At 70.1% G+C, this 13746-nt stretch carries 9 protein-coding genes; 2 read left to right on the top strand and 7 right to left on the bottom strand.

What is annotated here, in order from left to right; all coding sequences use genetic code 11:
• Positions 1 to 149: 149 nt before the first annotated feature.
• From KVY00_RS12475 to KVY00_RS12465, 3 genes are all read right to left on the bottom strand, one after another.
• Entirely contained in the window at positions 150 to 2216 is a 2067-nt protein-coding gene (locus tag KVY00_RS12475; RefSeq protein WP_223043209.1) for an acyl-CoA dehydrogenase family protein, read from the bottom strand.
• 382 nt (positions 2217 to 2598) lie between these two features.
• Complete coding sequence (locus KVY00_RS12470; protein ID WP_255572634.1) at positions 2599 to 3876, bottom strand: DEAD/DEAH box helicase; 1278 nt, start codon at positions 3874 to 3876, stop codon at positions 2599 to 2601.
• 289 nt (positions 3877 to 4165) lie between these two features.
• Positions 4166 to 8620: an efflux RND transporter permease subunit gene (locus KVY00_RS12465; protein ID WP_223043207.1), complete on the bottom strand. Its 4455-nt coding sequence runs from the start codon at positions 8618 to 8620 to the stop codon at positions 4166 to 4168.
• Between the two features lie 81 nt (positions 8621 to 8701).
• Here KVY00_RS12465 and KVY00_RS12460 point away from each other — a divergent pair, with 81 nt between their 5' ends.
• Complete coding sequence (locus KVY00_RS12460) at positions 8702 to 9997, top strand: DUF445 domain-containing protein (protein WP_223043206.1); 1296 nt, start codon at positions 8702 to 8704, stop codon at positions 9995 to 9997.
• 52 nt (positions 9998 to 10049) lie between these two features.
• On the opposite strand, the gene KVY00_RS12455 is transcribed toward KVY00_RS12460, so the two are convergent.
• Complete coding sequence (locus KVY00_RS12455) at positions 10050 to 10694, bottom strand: hypothetical protein (RefSeq protein ID WP_223043205.1); 645 nt, start codon at positions 10692 to 10694, stop codon at positions 10050 to 10052.
• Positions 10695 to 10824: 130 nt separating this feature from the next.
• On the opposite strand from KVY00_RS12455, the gene KVY00_RS12450 reads away from it, so the two are divergent.
• The gene (locus KVY00_RS12450; RefSeq protein ID WP_223043204.1) at positions 10825 to 11043 is read left to right on the top strand and encodes a DUF3073 domain-containing protein; all 219 of its coding nucleotides are present in this window, start codon (positions 10825 to 10827) and stop codon (positions 11041 to 11043) included.
• A gap of 72 nt (positions 11044 to 11115) precedes the next feature.
• On the opposite strand, the gene KVY00_RS12445 is transcribed toward KVY00_RS12450, so the two are convergent.
• The 3 genes from KVY00_RS12445 to KVY00_RS12435 all read right to left on the bottom strand — a co-directional run bounded on the left by KVY00_RS12445 (position 11116) and on the right by KVY00_RS12435 (position 13596).
• Positions 11116 to 11859 carry a phosphoglyceromutase gene (locus KVY00_RS12445; protein ID WP_223043203.1) on the bottom strand — a complete coding sequence of 248 codons (744 nt, stop codon included), beginning with the start codon at positions 11857 to 11859 and terminating at the stop codon, positions 11116 to 11118.
• A gap of 64 nt (positions 11860 to 11923) precedes the next feature.
• Positions 11924 to 13045: a CAF17-like 4Fe-4S cluster assembly/insertion protein YgfZ gene (ygfZ, locus tag KVY00_RS12440; protein WP_223043202.1), complete on the bottom strand. Its 1122-nt coding sequence runs from the start codon at positions 13043 to 13045 to the stop codon at positions 11924 to 11926.
• 248 nt (positions 13046 to 13293) lie between these two features.
• Positions 13294 to 13596: a hypothetical protein gene (locus KVY00_RS12435; protein ID WP_255572633.1), complete on the bottom strand. Its 303-nt coding sequence runs from the start codon at positions 13594 to 13596 to the stop codon at positions 13294 to 13296.
• Positions 13597 to 13746: the final 150 nt, after the last annotated feature.

The raw sequence follows: 13746 nt of genomic DNA, 5'->3' as shown, positions 1-13746 counted from the left end.
CGATCTCCTGCGGATCACCTACCGATGCCGTCGAGTCTAGAGGCAATCCGCGCGTGAGGATCGCGGACTCCGCGTGCTCTCGCACCTCCTGACCGTCGCGCGATCCGCCCGTCGACCTTCGCGCACCCTCCGCCCGAGCAGCAGCGCGCCTACCGGCGCGACTTCTTCTTCGCCTTGTACAGCTCCTTCTCGTGCACGGGCCAGGTGCCGGCGGCGCGCTGCGCTTCGACGTAGGCGTGCGCCTCCTCTTGGCGCTCCGCCTCGATCCCGGTGGCGATCTCGGCGCGCAGGAGCTCGGGCGAGAGGCCGAAGGCGTCGACCAGGTCGAGGGCGTGCGGACGCAGCCTGCCGATGAGCCGGTCGATGTACGCGGTCACGGCCTCTGCACGCTGCCCCGAGAGGCGTCCATTCACGAGGTACCAGGCGGCGTTGCTCTCGATGAGCCCGAAGCCGAAGAGGTCGCGCAACCAGGTCAGCACCTGACGCGATCCCTCGTCATCCATCTGCTCGACGGCCTCGGTGAAGGCCTCCCACTGCAGCAGTTCCGCGTGAGCGCGTGCCGCTGCGATGAGCTTGTGCTGCTGGGCGTTGAATGCGTCCTCGGCGGCGATCGCGCGGGCGCGCTTGTCGCCCTTCGGCGTGCCCTTCGACGCTTCGCGCAGCGCCATCGCGATCTCGGAGATTATCGTCTGCACGCGATCCGCCAGCAGCTCGCGCTGCGCAGCGGGGCTGCGCAGGCTCTCGACCGAGCGCGCGACCTGGCCCAGGTCGATGATGCTCTGCCCGACCTGGCGCAGCCCGAACCGGCTCACCTTGCCGCCCAGCTGACTCGCTGCCGCCTTGATGAGGGCCGCACGATCGGCGCCCTTGAACTGCTCGGCGTAGTCGGTGAGCAGGCGCTTGCCCACGAGCTGCAGCAGCACGTTGTTGTCGCCCTCGAAGGTGACGTAGATATCGAGGTCGGCGCGCAGCCCGGTGACCCGGTTCTTGGCGATGAACCCGGCGCCCCCGCACGCCTCCCGTGCCTCCTGGAGCGTGTCGAGCGCCGCCCACGTCGAGAGCGGCTTCAGCGCGGCGGCCAGCGTCTCCAGGTCCTCACGGTTCTCGGGGGTGTCGCGGGCGCCCGAGAACACCTCGTCGAAGACGGTGAGCAGACGCTCGTCCGCGAAGGCCATGGCGTAACTCTGCGCGAGACGCGGAATGAGCCGGCGCTGATGCAGGCCGTAGTCGAGCAGCACGGTCTCGCGGCCCGATGCGCCGGGGAACTGCCGCCTCTCGCTGCCGTAGCGGATCGCGATGGCGAGCGCCGCCTGCATCGCCCGCACCGACGAGCCGTCGAGCGAGACGCGGCCCTGCACGAGCGTGCCGATCATGGTGAAGAAGCGGCGACCGGGGCTCTCGATGTCCGAGGAGTAGCTGCCGTCTGCGGCGACGTCGCCGTAGCGGTTGAGCAGGTTCTCGCGCGGGATGCGCACGTGATCGAAGTACAGCCGACCGTTGTCGATCCCGTTGAGACCGCCCTTCACGCCGTCGTCTTCGCTGCCGACGCCGGGGAGCATCTCTCCCTCTGGCGTGCGGATCGGCACGAAGAACGCGTGCACGCCGTGGTTGACCCCGCGCGTGATGAGCTGGGCGAACACGACGGCGGCCTGGCCGTGCAGCGCGGCGTTGCCGAGGAACTCCTTCCACGCACCGGTGAACGGGGTGTGGATCTCGAACTCCTCGGTCTCGGGATCGTAGGTCGCGGTGGTGCCGATCGAGGCCACATCCGAGCCGTGACCGATCTCGGTCATGGCGAAGGCGCCCGGCAGCTTGAGGCTCATCACGTCGGGCAGCCACTTCTCGTGGTGCTTGCGCGTGCCGAGGTGCAGGATCGCCGCACCGAACAGCCCCCACTGCACACCGCTCTTGATCTGCAGGGAGGGGTCGGCCAGCACCAGCTCCTGGAACGCCGCGATGTTGCCGCCGTGGTTGTCGCCGCCGCCGAGGTCGCTCGGGTACGCCCGCTGGATCGCCCCCTCCTCCACGAGAATGCCGAGCTGCTCGAGCACGCGGGCCCGGTGCTCGTCCATCGGCTGGCCCGGGATCGTGTGCAGCCGGGAGTCCGCCGCGAGTCGCCGCGACTCGAGGCGCTCCTGCTTCCAGCGACCGAGCAGGGCGTCGCCGACCCTGGCGACGTCGATGCGTGGGGTTGACTGCGCGATGGTATCGCTCATCGATTCTCCTTCGACGTGATGCGCGGTTCTGCGGCGCCTCGCGCCGCGATCCGCTGACCTGCTGCCAGGCTAGGGGGCACCTCCGACACCGACAACCTCGCGCCGCTCTCCCCACAATCGAGGCCCGAGGTCACCCCGGTTCCTGTTGTTCAATCCATCCAAAAACAGTCTTGCGTTCATGGAGAACATCTCCACCGCGCAACCGAACACAGCCGCCCGGCTTCACACAACAGCACCGATGGAGCGAACAGCACCTCGATACGACGAAAAGAGGTGCTCCAGCGTGAATCGGTGCAGTTGCGCGACTCGGCGCGGCACCGCGACTCGGCGCGGCACGACTCGGCGCAGCACGACTCGGCGCGGCAGCGCGGAACGGCAGGGACTACGAGGCCGGCAGGGAGTCTCCGGGCTCGTGGTCGCCGAAGTACGTCGGCTCGATCCCCGCTTCCTCGAGCATCTCGCGCGTGCGCTTCTGACGGGTGCGCGGGATGACCGTGAGCACCATCCCACCGCGCCCGGCACGCGCCGTGCGACCGGCCCGATGCAGGTAGGTCTTATAGTCGTCGGGCGGATCCGCCTGCACCACCAGGTCGACGTCGTCGATGTGGAGACCGCGCGCGGCGACATCGGTCGCCACCAGCACCGCGGCCTTACCCGAGGAGAACTTCTCGAGGTTGCGCTCGCGTCGTGCCTGGCTGAGGTTGCCGTGCAGGGAGGTCACTCGGATCCCCTCGTCGGCGAGCATCTCGGCCACGCTCTCGGCATAGGCCCGGGTGCGGCAGAACACCATCGTCCGCGCAGGACCACCCGTGGGACCGGGGCGTGAGGCGAGCTCGACGAGCACCCGGCTCTTGTGCTCTCGCAGCACCACCAGCACCCGGTGCTCGGCCTCGCTCACCGCTTCCCCCGCGACCTCGTGCACGGCCGGATCGCGCAGGAACTCCGACACCAGCTCGCCCACGCCACTGTCGAGGGTCGCCGAGAACAGCAGCCGTTGCCCGCCGCGCACCGTCTCGCGCAGCACCCCCTGCACGGACTCGAGAAACCCGAGCTCGCACATGTGGTCGGCCTCGTCAATCACCGAGACCAGCACCTCGCGCAGGTCGAGCTTGCGGCGGTTCACGAGGTCGCGTACGCGCCCCGGCGTGCCGATCACGATATCGACGCCCCGCTCGAGCGCGTGCACCTGGGGATCGAGCGGCACGCCCCCGACGAGCTGCGCGGTGAAGAAGCCGACGGAGCGGGCGATCGGCCGCACCGTGCGGTCGATCTGAAGGGCGAGTTCGCGGGTGGGGGCGAGGATCAGCGCCTTCGGGTTGCGCGGCGGACGTTTCGGCGCGCGCTGCCGCTCGCCCCGCTTGGGACGGCTGCGCGCCGGGGCGGCGTCATTCGCGAATGCGCCCTCGGCTTTGAGTTTCAGCAGGCGTTCGACCACGGCCGCGCCGAAGGCGATGGTCTTGCCGGATCCGGTGCGGGCGCGCCCGAGCACATCTCGCCCGGCGACCGCATCGGGGATCGTCGCGGCCTGGATCGGGAAGGGGCGCTCAGCGCCGAGCTCGCCGAGCACGCGCAGGATGTTCGGCCCGAGGCCGAGATCGCCGAAGCTGAGGCCCTCGGTATCCGCGGCGGTCGTGATCCGGGCGTCGAGGCGCTCGAGCACCGGCTCCGTCGCTCGGGGTCCTGCGTCGGCTTCTCTCTTCTGTCTGCCGACCTCGCCCGGAGCGCGCCCCCGCTCCCGAGCGCGTTCGCCGCCGCGAGCGGCCCCGGCCGCTCCGTCTCGGCGCTCGGGCCGCGATCCCTCGTGTTTCGGCTGCTCGGATTCCGAGCGCTCCCCTGCCGGCCGGCCCGGAACGCGCCCGCCCGTCCACCGCCTACCGCCGCGAGCCGGCTTGCGGCCCGGCTCGTAATTCGCCGGCGGCTTGAATCCGCGGCGGCCTCTCTGCGCCACGCTATCGCCCGCTCTCGTCTTCGGAGTTCTCGCCGGGCCCACCGGCGCGGCCGTTCTCCTCCGCCTCGACCTCTTGCGTCGCCTGCCACATCAGCTGTTCCCAGTCGAGTTCGCCGGTCACGGGGGGCGCGGCTGCGGTGGTCGCGGCCGTACTCGCGGTCGTGTCATCCGGCGCGGCGTCGAAGTCGAGTTCGTGCTCCGTCCCGGCATCGGATTCGGGATCCGCTTCGGCCTCCGGCTCCGACTCCGGCGACGGAGTCGCCGGGTCCGGCTCCGACGCCGCACGGGGTGAGGAGTCGACCGTCTCAGGCTCCGGATCGGACGCCGGTTCAGGCTCGGACGCGAGCTCCGACGTCGAAACCGGCTCGGATTCGGGCTTCGACTCCGACTCGGATCCCTGCTCGGACTCGGAGAAGGAGCCGGGCGCGGATTCGGAGTCCTCGCCGACCGCGAGCTGGTCGCGCTCGTCGATGAAGCCGAGATCGGAGAGCGCGAGCGACATCTGCGCGGTCGCGGGTCCGACCTCCTGCTCTTCCTGCTCCTCCGGCTCCGGGGTGATGCGCTCCTCCGGCTCAGCGGCGCTGCGCTCCCTCAGCTCGGGGGCGGAGAGCCCGACGCGGATCAGTTCGCTGAGGATCGCGCGCTGGACCTCGGGGTCGGCCTGCGCGGGCATCGGAGCGGGTGCCGCAGGAGCGGCGTCAGCTTCGGCTTCAGCATCAGCATCAGCATCGGCATCGGCATCGGCATCGGCATCGGCATCGGCATCAGGATCAGCTTCTCCGTCGTTCGCCGGCATCGGCGAACCCTCGCCCTCGACTGCTGCTTCCGACTCCGCCTGAGGCTGAGCCCAGCCGTCAGTCACCTCCGCATCGGAAACGTCGCCCTCCGGGGCACCCTCGGTCTCAGCACCCGCCTCGAACGCGGCCTCGGCCTCGGGATCAACACCGGCATCGGGCCGCGCCTCGGCGTCCCCGTCCTCCCGGATCCCCTCGAACAGCTCGAACAGATCGTTCGGAGTCTCGGTGGGATACCCCGTCGCCGACTCGTCGTGCGCGGTGGGCGCAGTGCCGAGCACACCGACCGTTCCGACCGCACCGGCTGCACTCGCGAAGGCCAGTGCCTCGGTGCCGGCGACCGCCGCCGCCCCGTCGGAACCCGGGGCGCGCTTCGGCCCGCGTCGCCCGGAACCCCGAGCTCGGCGACCGCCCGGGCGACCCCCACGGCGATCTCGGCGCCGCTCACGGCGACGCTCGACCGCGTAGTAGAGGGTCGGCAGCACGATGAGCGTGAGCACGGTCGACGACAGCAGGCCGCCGATCACCACCACCGCGAGCGGCTGGGAGATGAACCCGCCCTTGCCCGTGATCCCGAGCGCCATGGGGGTGAGCGCCAGGATGGTCGCGAGCGCCGTCATCACGATGGGGCGCAGACGCTGCAGAGAGCCGTGCTCGACGGCGGCGAGCAGGGTGTCTCCGCGCGCACGATACTGATTCACGAGGTCGATGAGCACGATCGCGTTCGTCACCACGATGCCGACGAGCATCAGCACGCCGATCAGCGAGGCCACGCCGAGCGGGATGCCGGTGGCGATGAGCAGCAGGATCGCACCGGTCGCGGCGAACGGCACCGAGACCAGCAGCAGCAGCGGCTGCAGCAGGCTGCGGAACGTCGCCACCATCACCACGTAGACGATGAGGATCGCGGCGAGCAGAGCCAAGCCGAGCTGCCCGAAGGCCTCGCTCTGCTGCGACATCACGCCGCCGATCTCGGCTGTGGCGCCCGCAGGCAGGTCGACCGAGTCGAGCGCGGCGGTGACGGCGGCCCCGGCGACGCTGAGGTCGTCGCCCTCGGGCAGAGCCGACACCGTCACCATGCGCACGCCGTCCTCGGTGCGCACCGTCACGGGGCCGTCGGCCACCTCGATGGTGGCGAGCGTGTCGAGGGTCTGCGGGCCGAGAGCCGTCATGATCGGCAGGGCGGCAACGCCGGCACGGTCGGTCGCGGCGACGCCGTCGGCGAGGTAGACCGACACGGTGTCGGCGTCCATCGTGATCTGGCCGATCTGGCGGGGCTGCATCTGCTGAGCGATCTGTCCGGCGACCCCGGCCTCCGTCAGGCCGGCCGCCGCCGCGGCTGCACGGTCCACGGCCACCTGGAGGAACGGGCGGGAGGTGCCCAGATCGCTCTCGACCTGCTTGAGGCCGGGCTGCTGCTCGAGTTCGGCGAGGACGGCGTCACTGGCCTGCGCGAGGGTCTCCTGATCGGGGGCGGACACGTTGACCTCGATCGCGCTCGACATGGTCACGCCGCCGCCCGATTGCCCGAGCGAGAACTCGCCCGCATCGTCGAGTGCGTCGACGGCGGCGCGGATCTCGTCCTGCACACTCGTCTGGTCGGCGTCCGACGCCGTGGTGATCGAGTAGCTGACCGCTCCGTCGCCCCCTCCGCCGAAGATCGCGCCCATGCCTCCGCCACCGTTGCCGATGGTCACCTGCACGGTTTCGATGTCGTCGACGTCCGAGAGCGCATCCTCGACGCGCTCGACCTGGGCGAGCTGGGCGTCGAGGCTCGTGCCGGGGGCGAGCGTCTGCACGAGGCCGATCGAGTTCTGCTCGTCGGCGCCCATGAAGTTCGTCTTCATGAAGGGGCTGAGGGCGATCGTGAGGCCGAACACCAGCACCGCGGTGAGCAGCGTCACGGCGGGCCGCTTCAGCGTCCAGTCGATGATGGGGCGGTAACCGCGCTGCAGCGCGGTGAGGGGCTCGGCCGCGGTTTCGGCGGCGGCCGAGCGGGTCGCGAGCACGGGCTGGGCCGCCGACTCGGCGTCCGCCGGCTCGGAGGCGGGCCCGGTGGAAAGCGGGTCGGGATCGCCGTCGGCCGGATCCGCCGCCCGCTCCTTGCGCCGCTTCCGATCCGGTCGCAGGAACCAGTAGGCGAGCACGGGCACGATCGTGAGCGACACGAGCAGCGACGCCACGAGCGCGATGGTGACGGTGAACGCGAAGGGGCGGAACAGCTCGCCCACCATGCCGTCGACGAACGCCATCGGCAGGAACACCGCCACGGTGGTGACGGTCGAGGCGGTGATAGCGCCCGCGACCTCGCGCACGGCCTCGATGATCGTCTTCGCGCGGTCGGCGCCCGAGGTGAGATGCCGCTTGATGTTCTCGATCACCACGATCGAATCGTCGACCACGCGGCCGATCGAGATGGTGAGCGCGCCCAGCGTGAGCATGTTGAGGGTGTACTCGGCGAAGTTCAGCCCCACGAAGGTGAGCAGCACCGAGGTCGGGATCGAGATCGCCGTGACGAGCGTCGCGCGCACCGACATGAGGAACACGAGGATCACGAGCACGGCGAACACGAGCCCGAGCAGCCCCTCGGTGGTGAGTGTCTCGATCGACTGCTCGACGTACGGCGCCTGGTCGAACACGATCGAGAGCTGCGAACCGCCGAGCTGGTCCTGCAGTTCGTCGAGCTTCTGCTGCACCGCGTGGGACACGTCGACGGTGTTCGCAGCCGACATCTTGGTGACCGCGATCGTGAGCGCCGGGGCGCCGTTCACGCGGGAGATGCTCTGCTCGGGGCCCGGCTCGAACTTCACCTCGGCGACGTCGCCGATCGTGAGGGCGGCCGGGGCGGGCGCGGCCTCGAACTCCCCCGGCCCCTGCTGCGCGAGTTGCGCCTGCTGGGCTGCGATCTGCTCGGGGCCGAGTGGCAGCGGGATCGCGGCGACGTCCTCGACGGAGGCCAGGGCCGTGCCCGCCTGCACCGCGAGCGTCTGATCGCCCTCGGTGACGGTGCCCGCCGCCATCAGCACGCCGCTCTGCTGCAGCGCGTCGGCGATGGACTGCGAGGTCAGCCCGTTCGCCGCGAGCGTCTCGGCGTAGGGCGAGATCGAGATCCGCTCCTCGCGAGCGCCCGTGAGCTCCGCGTCGCGCACGCCCTCGATGTCGCTCAGTTCGGGGATCGCGACGCGCTCGATGGTCTGCGCGGCCTCCTCGGGGGTCTCGCCGTCGGCGGGCGTCACAGCGATCTGGATCACGGGGAAGTCGTCGATGCTGCCCGACATGACCTGCGTGTCGGCCGCCTCCGGGAGCATCTGGGAGATGCGGCTGACGGCGCGCTCCACCTTCTGCTCCGTCGCCGTGATGTCGACGCCGTAGGTGAACTGCGCCACCACCATGGAAGCGCCCGTGCTCGAGGTCGCGGTCGAGTTCTCGAGCTGCGGCACGCTGCGCAGCGCCGTCTCGATGGGGCCCGAGACATCGTTGTTGACCACCTCCGGCGAGGCGCCCGGATAGTTGGTGACCACGGCGATCGCCGGGAACTGCACCGAGGGCATCAGCTCCTGCTTGAGCGACCCCACCCCGATGAGACCGAAGACCGCGGCGACGATGGTGACGAGCGCGATCAACGCGCGGTTCTTCAGGCTGAGCGCCGTGAGAAGGTGCATGGAGTCGATTATTCCACGCGCCCCCGACGTTCCCGGGTCGCGCCTCGCCCGACCCACGCCGCCGTGGAGCATAATACAGAGATGCCGACGTCTCGCACCCGCCGCACACTGGGGGCCGTCTCCCCCGCAGATTTCGAACGGCTCGCAGAGCTGCGCCGCATGCAGCGCCTCGCCGTCGCCCTGCTCATCGGCATGGCCGTGGTGTTCGTCGTCTCGTTCGCGCTCCAGGAGCGCTACCCCTGGCTCGGGTACGTCAGGGCCGCGAGCGAGGGCGGCATGGTCGGCGCCCTCGCCGACTGGTTCGCCGTGACCGCGCTCTTCCGGCACCCGATGGGTCTCAAGATCCCGCACACCAACCTCATCTCGAGCAAGAAGGACGACATCGGCGAGGGGCTCGGATCGTTCATCGAGGAGAACTTCCTCGCCGACGACGTCGTCCACGACAAGCTCGCGAGCATCAGCGGAGCGCGGCACGCGGGCGAGTGGCTCTCGCAGCAGCCGAACGCCGAGCGCGTCGGCGACATGATCGCGAGCGCCGGCCTCGGAGCGCTGACGGTGCTCGACGACAACGATGTGCAGGAGCTCATCGAGCTGCTCGTGCGTCGGCACGTCGTCGATCCCGAATGGGGGCCGCTGCTCGGCCGCGCGGCCGAGTCCTTCGTCGAGGGCGGCCACCAGCAGGCCCTCATTGACATCGCGGCGTCCCGCGTCGAGGAGTGGCTGGTCGCGCACCCCGAGGCGTTCGACCGGGTGATCTCCTCGCGCCTCCCCGCCTGGGTACCGAGCATCGTGGATCGGTTCCTCGACGATCGTCTGCACGCCGAGACCGTGCGGTTCGCCCAGCGGGTGGGCGCCGATCCCGAACATCCGTTCCGCATCGCCATCGCCCGCTTCCTCGGCGATCTCGCGCGCGACCTGCAGCACCAGGAGCAGCTGCAGCAGCAGCTCGAGGCGTTCAAGCACGAGGTGTTCGACAGCCCCCGCATCCGCGCCGTCGCCGCGAGCACCTGGGAGACCGCGCGCGCCGCGCTCGTCTCGATGCTCGAGGACCCGGGCAGCGAACTGAGGATCCGGATCGTGTCAGCACTGCGCGACTTCGGACGCAAGCTCCTCGACGACCCCACGCTGCAGTACAAGATCGACGTGTGGGTGATGGAGGTGGTCGAGCACCTCGTGCACAACTACCGCCACGACATCGCGGGTGTCATCACCGAGACCGTGCAGCGGTGGGACGCCAGGGAGGCGGCCGAGAAGATCGAGCTGCAGGTCGGCAAGGATCTGCAGTTCATCCGCATCAACGGGACGGTGGTAGGCTCGCTCGCCGGTCTCGCGATCTACACGATCGCGACGGTCGCGATCGCCCCGCTCACCCACTGAGGTCCACGGGTCCGGGCGCGCCGCATCAGCCCGCGGCCCCGATCCCGTGGGTTCAGCCCGCGGCTTCGTCGAACGCGACCGGCAGCAGCATGTCCTGCACCCGATCGCTTCCGGCGGTGTGGTCGGCCCTCGTCGCAATCGCGCACCGCGTCGCCCGGCAGTCGAGACCCTCGCTCTCGGCCGCGGGGACGGTGAGCTCGGCGGTGAAGGATCCGCTCTGCGCGTCGTCGTATCCCTTCGTGGCGAAGGCCCGCCATGCCCAGTCGTCGGTGATCCACACGCTCGACAGGGCGGCCTGCTCCGCATGCCCCTCCTCGGCTCCCTCCGGAATACCGCCCAGACAGGGGCCGGGCTTCTCGTCCGGGCGATCCGGAATCGCGCAGATCGCGACATATATGCCGATTCCGGCATCAAAGCCGGTACCCCGGACCGTCAGCGACTCGCCCGGCCTCAGCGCGCCGAGTTCCGCCGGCTCGCCGTCCGATGTCTCGACCGCCAGCTCCCGGGTGCGTCCGTCCGCCCCCTTCGCGGTCGTCTGCGAGACGAACTCGTCGGGTACGCGCTGGCCGGATCCACCCGCGCTCTGATGGGTGAGGATCGGCACCAGCACTGCGATCGCGCCGACCAAAGCGAGCACCGCGACCACGAGCACGCCGATGAGCAGCAACCTGAGGATGCGGGATCGGCGCGATGTCATGCCTTCATCGTACTGGCCGCGCTTCGGCGGCTGTCGCGATCTGATAGAATCTGCTCCATACGTCTATTTGTATAAGTACCTGCCTCGCGGAGAATTGCCCGCGGGGCCTGAATGTGTAAGGGGGTCACGCATGGGGCGCGGCCGTCAGAAGGCAAAGCACACCAAGGTAGCCAGGGAGCTGAAGTATTTCAGCCCCAACACGGACCTCTCGCAACTCCAGCGCGAACTCGCGCAGAGTTCGCAGCACGGCTCCGATGAGGACCCCTGGGCTGAGTACGCCAGCAAGTACAACGCCGACGACGATATCGTCGAAGACGAAGACCCCTCGGACGAGCGCGGAGAACGCTGACTCCGCTTCGCTCGGATTGCGTGAAAGGACCCCTCCCGCGAGAGGGGTCCTTTCACGTTCGGCGAGCCGCCGTCAGTGCTTGCCTTGAGCCGCGACGGCTGCCGCGCCCGCCGCTGCAGCCTCGGGATCGAGGTAGCGCCCCTCGCCCGCGGGCGTGCCGTCCTCGTTGATGTCGTACACGAGCGGCATGCCGGTGGGGATGTTGAGGCCCGCGATGTCGGCGTCCGAGATGCCGTCGAGGTGCTTCACCAGCGCACGCAGCGAGTTGCCGTGGGCGGTGACCAGCACGGTCCTACCCGAGTTCAGGTCGGGCAGGATCTCGTTCTCCCAGTAGGGCACGAGACGCTCGATGACGTCTTTCAAGCACTCGGTCTGCGGCTGCTCGCCGTCGATATCGGCGTAGCGGGGGTCGCCCGCTTGCGACCACTCGCTCGAATCGTCGAGGGGCGGCGGGGGCGTGTCGAAGGAGCGGCGCCACTCCATGAACTGCTCCTCGCCGTACTTCTGCAGCGTCTCGGTCTTGTCGAGGCCCTGCAGCGCACCGTAGTGACGCTCGTTCAGCCGCCACGACCGGCGGACGGGGCTCCACAGCCGATCCGCGCTGTCGAGAGCGATGTTCGCCGTCTGAATCGCCCGGCTCAGCACGGAGGTGTGCAGCACGTCGGGCAGCACACCCGACTCCGCGAGCAACTCGCCCGCGCGGGCGGCCTCGCCGCGCCCCTGCTCGGTCAAGCGCACATCCACCCAACCGGTGAACAGGTTCTTCTGGTTCCAGTCGCTCTGCCCGTGACGGAGCAGGATCAGCTTGTTCGTCATGGGTTCTAGTCTATGAGGTTCCGAAGCGGGCGCGTCGACGAGCCCGCCCCGGGACGGCGCCCGCCTACAGGCGCTTGAGACGCGGAATATCTCGGGTGGCGCCGGCGTCGGCGGGTACGATCGGCTCCTGCGAAGCCGCGGCCCGCTCCGCGGTATCGGGCAGCTCGACCTCGAGGGCCGCGTCCTCGGGCAGCGCCCGCTTGAGCAGCGCGAGGGCGATCCCGCCCCACTCGTGGTGCAGCGCGGCCCGGGTGACCCGGCCCACCGGTCGCGCCCCGGGATCCCGATCCTCACCGGGCTCCGGCGCGCGGAACACGAGCGCCCCCGGCTGCGGCAGCTCGCCGCCCGAACCGTCGAGGTGCAGCATGGCCAGCCTCCGCGGCGGGTGCCCGAGGTTGTGCACCTTCGCGACCGTCTCCTGCCCGCGGTAGCAGCCCTTCGTGAGGTGCACCGCGGTGCGCAGCCAGTCGAACTCGTGCGGGATCGCGCGCTCGTCGACGTCGCCGTGCTGCGAGGGCCGCCAGGCGCGCACCTCGAGCGCCTCGAGCGCGAGCAGGCCGGCGGCGCGCAGCTCGCCGCCGCTCGCCAGCGCCGCGACGCGCGGCAGATCCTCGCGCGAGAACACGAACTGCGAGACCGACCAGCCCTCGGCTGCATGCGCCTCGGACCTCGCGTACTGCACTCCGCCCGCGGTCACGCCGGCCCATGGGTCGCGCCACTCGGCGAGCGGTTCGAGCGCCCGCAGCGCTTCCGCGGCGGGCCCGGCCCCAGTGAAGGCCAGCACCGTCGTGTACTCGGCGGAGACGTCGTGCACCTCGACGCGCAACGCGAAGCGCATGCGCTGCAGGAACGCGGTCAGCGGCTCGGCCGATCCCTCGTCGACGAGCAACCAGCTGCGCTCACCGTCGTCGACGAGGCGGATCGCCCGCTCGATGCGGCCGTTCGGGTCGAGCAGCAGCGTCTCCGTGCTCTCCCCCGGCCGCAGCCCCGTCAACTGCTGACTCGTCATCGAGTGCAGCCAGTTCAAGCGGTCGGGGCCCGAGACGGTGACGATGCCGCGGTGCGACAGGTCGACGATCGCGCGCCCCCGTTCGAGGTCGCGCTGCTCGGGCAGCGGCTCGCCGTAGTGCGAGGCGACACCGACCGGATCGGCGACGGCCCCGGGAAGCTCGAGGAACGACGACATCACGCCAGCCCCTTCATCGGGTGCGGCACGCGCGGATGGTTAACGCTGCCCCTTGAAGAGCTTGTAGACGACGGTGCCCGAGATCCACGCGATCGCGACGCCGGCGAGACCGAGGAGGCCGAGAAAGAAGAGTTCAAGCGCGAGAAGCATGACGCCAGTCTAATACACCGGCTCCGGCGCCGGCGCCTCGACCAGGGCCGTCCCCGACTCGGCCTTCGACACCGCCGGCGAGGTGACGCCTGCGGCCCTCAGCCGAACAGCATCCCGATCACGTCGATCACCGCGATCAGCAGCACTGACCCGGCGACGCTGAACGAGACACGGGTGATGAACCCCTCGCGCTGGGCCGTGCCGAGCTGCAGTGCGAACGTGACGAGCGTGCTCGCCCCGATGGCGAAGACGAGCCAGGCGAAGCGCCCCTCCTGCGGCACGAGCAGTGTCACGAGCGCGCCGATGACCGCGGCCACCGCCCACGCGGTGATCATCCGCGGCAGGTGCCAGGACTGCACGTCCGGCATCTCCGGGGCGTCGGGCTGCACGGGTTCGCTCACGCCCCCATTGTTCCACAGCGCGACACCCTTGCTCCCCGCGTCCCCGATCGATGAGCTCCGCTCCGGGCCGACGGCCGGCCCGCAGAGGCCGAGACCGCGAAACATCGGCGAAACGGTCGCGAAACAGTGCCCGCAGTACTATTTACCTCG

This window comes from Leucobacter tenebrionis (genome assembly GCF_019884725.1).
GTDB lineage: Bacteria > Actinomycetota > Actinomycetes > Actinomycetales > Microbacteriaceae > Leucobacter > Leucobacter tenebrionis.
This window is presented reverse-complemented; position numbering and strand designations above follow the sequence as displayed.